General features: G+C 74.6%; 4 protein-coding genes. 3 read left to right on the plus strand and 1 reads right to left on the minus strand.

Features of this window, described 5'->3' with window-relative positions:
* Window positions 1-107: 107 nt before the first annotated feature.
* Window positions 108-2,240 (minus strand): transglycosylase domain-containing protein, encoded by a 2,133-nt coding sequence (locus DKT69_RS34585; protein WP_109805592.1) that lies wholly within the window; start codon window positions 2,238-2,240, stop codon window positions 108-110.
* Between the two features lie 133 nt (window positions 2,241-2,373).
* On the opposite strand from DKT69_RS34585, the gene cobC reads away from it, so the two are divergent.
* The 3 genes from cobC to DKT69_RS34600 all read left to right on the plus strand — a co-directional run.
* Window positions 2,374-3,459: an Rv2231c family histidinol phosphate aminotransferase CobC gene (gene cobC / locus DKT69_RS34590; RefSeq protein ID WP_109805593.1), complete on the plus strand. Its 1,086-nt coding sequence runs from the start codon at window positions 2,374-2,376 to the stop codon at window positions 3,457-3,459.
* Entirely contained in the window at window positions 3,459-4,535 is a 1,077-nt protein-coding gene (gene cobT / locus DKT69_RS34595) for a nicotinate-nucleotide--dimethylbenzimidazole phosphoribosyltransferase (RefSeq protein WP_109805594.1), read from the plus strand. Before cobC ends, cobT begins: the two co-directional genes overlap by 1 nt.
* The coding region (locus DKT69_RS34600) for an NAD(P)-dependent oxidoreductase (RefSeq protein WP_304598704.1) at window positions 4,532-5,040 on the plus strand (509 nt) is incomplete at its 3' end. The genes cobT and DKT69_RS34600, both read left to right, overlap by 4 nt.

Below are 5,040 nucleotides of genomic sequence, written 5' to 3' on the forward strand. Positions count from 1 at the left end.
ATCAAGAGGTTTGCGTCGGGGATCCCGGGGATCCGGACGCAAACCTCTTGATCAACTAACCCGGGCGCACCCCCGGGCGGTCCGGTGGTGGGTGGTCGGCGGCGCGGTCAGCCGACGATCTGGTCGGACGGCGGGGTGAACTGGCGGGTGGGCTGGCCCTTGAGCGCGTCGCGCAGGGTCTCGGCCACCGCGCCGATCGGGACCTGGGACAGGCCGTCACCCACCGCGTTGAACGGGTTGTCCGGGTCGGCGATGAAGCTCGCCGCCGCCAGCTCCGGGGTGTACCCGACGAACCAGGCGGACCGGGTGCTGTCCGTGGTACCCGTCTTGCCGGCCACCGGGCGGCCCACCGTGCCCCGGACGCTGTCGGCGGTCGACCAGCCGCCGCAGCTGCCCTTCGCCGGGGTGTCGCCGGTCGGGCAGCGGGCCGCGTCGGTGGCGGCCCGGGCCGCGTCCGCGCTGACCACCTGCCGGCAGCGCGGCTTGGCGACCTCCCGCTGCACCCCGCCGATGGTGGTGTACATGGCCGGCGTCCCGTCCCGGTTCAGGATCGAGTTCACCGGGATCGCCTCGCAGTACCGGCCGTCGGCGGCGATCGCGGCGTACGCGTTCGCCATCTCCAGCGGGGTGGCGTCGGAGACGCCCAGGGTGAACGCGCCCCACTTGGACGCGCGGTCCGGCGCGGCGTGCTCTCGGTCGACGTCGGTCCGCCAGCGCAGCCCGAGCTGCTCGGCGAGGCGGACGCCCTTCTCCGCGCCGATCTGCTCCTCCATCCACACCCAGTACGTGTTCACCGACTTGCCGAAGGCGGACCACATGGTCTGCTGCCCGGTCATCGCGCCGCTGGCGTTCGTCGGTTGCCAGTCGTTGTAGACATGCGACCTGTACCGGTACGGGGCGTTGAACTCGGTGGACAGCGTCTTGCCCGAGTTGAGTGCGGCCAGCATCGGGAACATCTTGAACGTCGACCCGGCCTGGTAGCCCGGGAGGCTGCCGCCGCCGAGCAGCGGGGCGACCGTGTTCGGGTAGTTCGCCTTGGTCTTCGGGCCGGCCTCCGGGTTGGAGCTGGGCCCGTTCTCGCTCAGGTCCAGGGAGTAGTTCCGATTCACCGCCATCGCCTTGATCCGGCCGGTGCCCGGCTCGGCGACCACGATGCCGTTGGCGAACGGGCTGCCGGTGCCGTCCTTGGCCCCGACGTTCTTCTCGGCCGCGTCCTGGACCTTCGGGTCGATGGCCAGCACGATCCGATACCCGCCGCGGCGCAGCTTGTCCATCCGTTCCAGCCGGTTCTCGCCGAACGCCGGCTGGGTGCTCCACCAGTTCTTCAGGTAGTCGCAGTAGAAGCCCCAGCTGGTGCGCTTTTCGTCGATCGAGGCGCAGTCGTTCGGCGGGTTGGTGAGCTTCAGCTGGATCGGCTGGGACTTCGCCGCCGCCGCCGCGTCCGGGGAGAGGTAGCCGAGCTGGGCCATCCGGTCCAGCACATAGTTACGCCGCCCGGTGGCGTCCTTCTGGTCCGAGGTGATCGGGTCGTACTCGGAGGGGGACTTGACCAGGCCGGCCAGGGTGGCCGCCTCGACCGGGGTGAGGGTGGCCGGGGTCTTGGAGAAGAAGATCTGCGCGGCCGCGTAGATCCCGTACGCCCGGTGGCCGAAGTAGGCCGAGTTGAGGTAGCGCTCCAGGATCTGCTCCTTGCTCAGCTCCTTCTCGACGTCCAGCGCCATCCGCATCTCCTTGACCTTGCGCAGGCTGGTCTGCTGGGTGGCCTCCTGGACCTCCTTCGGGGTGCTGGCGCTGTCCCGCAGTGCCATCCGGACGTACTGCATGGTGAGCGTGGAGGCGCCCTGGGAGACGCCGCCGGAGCGGGCGTTGGACACGAAGGCGCGGGCCACGCCCTTCGGGTCGACGCCGTGGTGCTGGTAGAAGCGGTTGTCCTCGGCGGCGACGATCGCCTGCTGGATGTTCGGCGACATGTCCGAGAGCTTCGTGTACTGGCGGTATTCCTCGTAGAACATCGTCAGCACGGTCTTGCCGTCCGGCGCGTACAGGTACGACGTCTCGGCGGGCAGCGCGGTCTTCAGGATGCTCGTCTTCTGCTCCACTGCGTGCGCGGTGGCCTTGGCGCCGATGCCGGTGACGGCGGCCAACGGGTACGCCGCGGCGGCGACCACGATGCCGGCGATCAGCCCGGCGCGGAGGAGGGGAATGGCACGACCAGCGGAGGCAAGGGGTCGGTTGCTCACATGGTCAAGCTATGACATTTCCGATTCGGAAATGAGAAGAATTCATAAACGGGCGAGCGGGTGGAGGAGTGGTGACGCGGCCCACGCCGGGATCCGCTGTCCCGCACGGCAGCTTCCCGGCAGGATCGCGGACATGCGTGGTCAGCTGATCGGAACGCCGCCGGACACCGGGACCGAGCCCGACCTCGGGCACCACGGGGACGCCGAGGCGACCCCGGGCCTGGTCGACCTCGCGGTCAACGTCCGCCGGGCCCCGATGCCCGACTGGCTCGCCGACCCGGTGATCGCCGCCCTCGGCGACCTCGCCGCCTACCCCGACCCGGCGCCCGCCCGCGCGGCCGTCTCCGCCCGGCACGGGCGTCCCCCGGAAGAGGTACTCCTCACCGCCGGCGCCGCCGAGGCCTTCGTGCTGATCGCCCGGGCGCTGCGCGACGTCCGGCGGCCGGTGGTGGTGCACCCGCAGTTCACCGAGCCGGAAGCCGCGCTGCGGGCCGCCGGCCACGCCGTCGAACGGGTCCTGCTCGACCCGGCGGACGGCTTCCGGCTCGACCCGGCCCGGGTGCCCGCCGACGCCGACCTGGTCATGGTCGGCAATCCGACCAATCCCACCTCCGTGCTGCACCCCGCGGAGGCGCTGGCCGCCCTGGCCCGCCCGGGCCGGGTGCTGGTGGTCGACGAGGCCTTCGCCGACACCACGCTCGCCCCCGGCGTCGACGGCGAGCCGGAGTCCCTCGCGGCCCGCCGCGACCTGCCCGGCCTGCTCGTGGTGCGCAGCCTGACCAAGACCTGGGGGCTGGCCGGCCTGCGGATCGGCTACCTGCTCGGGGAGGCCGGGATGCTCGCTCGCCTGGCCGCCGCCCAGCCGCTCTGGGCGGTCTCCACCCCGGCGCTCGCCGCCGCCACCGCCTGCGCGTCGCCGACCGCGGTCGCGGCCGAGCGCGCCATCGCCGCGCGGCTCGCCGCCGACCGCGACCACCTGGTGGCCCGCCTGTCCGGCCTGCCCGGCGTACGCGTCGCGGGCCACCCGGCCAGCGCCTTCGTGCTGATCCACCGGCCCGGTGCCGACCGGGTCCGCGAACGCCTGCGCGAGCGCGGTTGGGCGGTCCGCCGGGGCGACAGCTTCCCGGGGCTCGGCCCGGACTGGCTGCGGATCGCGGTGCGCGACCCGGCCACCAGCGACGCATTCACCGAGGTACTGGCGGAGATCCTGGAGGCATGATGTTGGAGTCCACGGTCGCGGCGATCGGGCCGCTCGACGAGGCGGCGATGGTGGCCGCCCGCGACCTCCAGGGCCGGCTGACCAAGCCCGCCGGCTCGCTCGGCGCCCTGGAACCCCTGTCGGTACGCCTCGCCGGGCTGGCCGGGAGCTGCCCGCCGCCGCTGCCGGAGCCGGCCGCGGTGGCGATCTTCGCGGGTGACCACGGGGTGCACGCCCAGGGGGTCACCCCCTGGCCGCAGGAGGTCACCGCCCAGATGATCGGCAACTTCCTGGCCGGCGGGGCGGTGGTGAACGCGTTCGCCCGGCAGGCCGGCGCCTCGGTGACCGTGGTGGACGTCGGCGTCGCCACCCCGCTGCCGGTGGACCCGGCCGAGGGCACCGGCCCGGCCGGGCCCCGGCTTGTGGCCGCGAACGTCCGGCCGGGCACCCGGGACATGACGGTCGGCGCCGCCCTCACCCGGGACGAGGCGCGGGCGGCGGTGGAGACCGGCATCCGGGTCGCCGGCGAGCTGGTCGACGCCGGGGCGGGCATCCTGCTGACCGGGGACATGGGCATCGGCAACACCACGCCGGCCGCCGCGCTGATCGCCGCGTTCGCCGGGGTCGACCCGGCGGCGGCGACCGGTCGCGGGACCGGGGTGGACGACGAGACGTATCGGCGGAAGGTCGACGTGGTGCGCGCCGCGCTCGACCGGCACGCGCCCGACCCGACCGACCCGCTGGGCGTACTGGCCGCGGTGGGTGGGCTGGAGCACGCGGCGCTGGCCGGGCTGATCCTGGGCGCCGCCGCCCGCCGGGTCCCGGTGCTGCTGGACGGCGTGATCGCGGTCAGCGCCGCGCTCGCCGCCGCCGCGTTCGCGCCGGACGCGGTCGGGGCGATGGTCGCCGGGCACCGCTCCGCCGAGCCGGGGGCCACCGCCGCCCTGCGGTACCTGGGCCTCGACCCGCTGATCGACCTCGGGCTGCGCCTCGGCGAGGGGACCGGCGCGCTGCTCGCGCTGCCGGTCGTCACCGGCGCGGTCCGGGTGCTGCACGAGGTGGCCACCTTCGACTCGGCCGGGGTGGCCGAGAAGTGACGGGAAACCCGTACCCCCTCGGCCTGCGGCTCGCCGGGCGGCGCGTGGTCGTGGTGGGCGGGGGAGCGGTGGCCACCCGGCGGGTGCCCGCCCTGCTCGACGCCGGCGCGGACGTCCTGGTGGTCTCGCCGGAGCTGACCCCGGCGCTGCGCGCCCACCTGGACGCGGGCCGGCTGCGCTGGGAGCCGCGCCGGTTCGTCCCGGCCGACCTGGACGGCGCGTGGCTGGTCCAGGCCGCCGTCGACGACCGGGCGGCCGCCGCCGCGGTCAGCGCCGCCGCCGCCGAACGCCGGATCTTCTGCGTACGCGCCGACGACCGCGCCGCCGCCACCGCGTGGACCCCGGCGGTGACCCGGCACGGCCCGGTCACCGTAGCCGTGCTCGGCGGCGGCGACCCGCATCGCGCGATGACCGTCCGCGACGCGGTCCGTGACCTGCTCAACGCCCGCACCGGCCGGGCGGCGGCCGGCGGCACCACGGCGGCGGGGCCGGCGGGGAGCCCGGA

The organism is Micromonospora sicca, from assembly GCF_003172935.1.
GTDB lineage: Bacteria > Actinomycetota > Actinomycetes > Mycobacteriales > Micromonosporaceae > Micromonospora > Micromonospora sicca.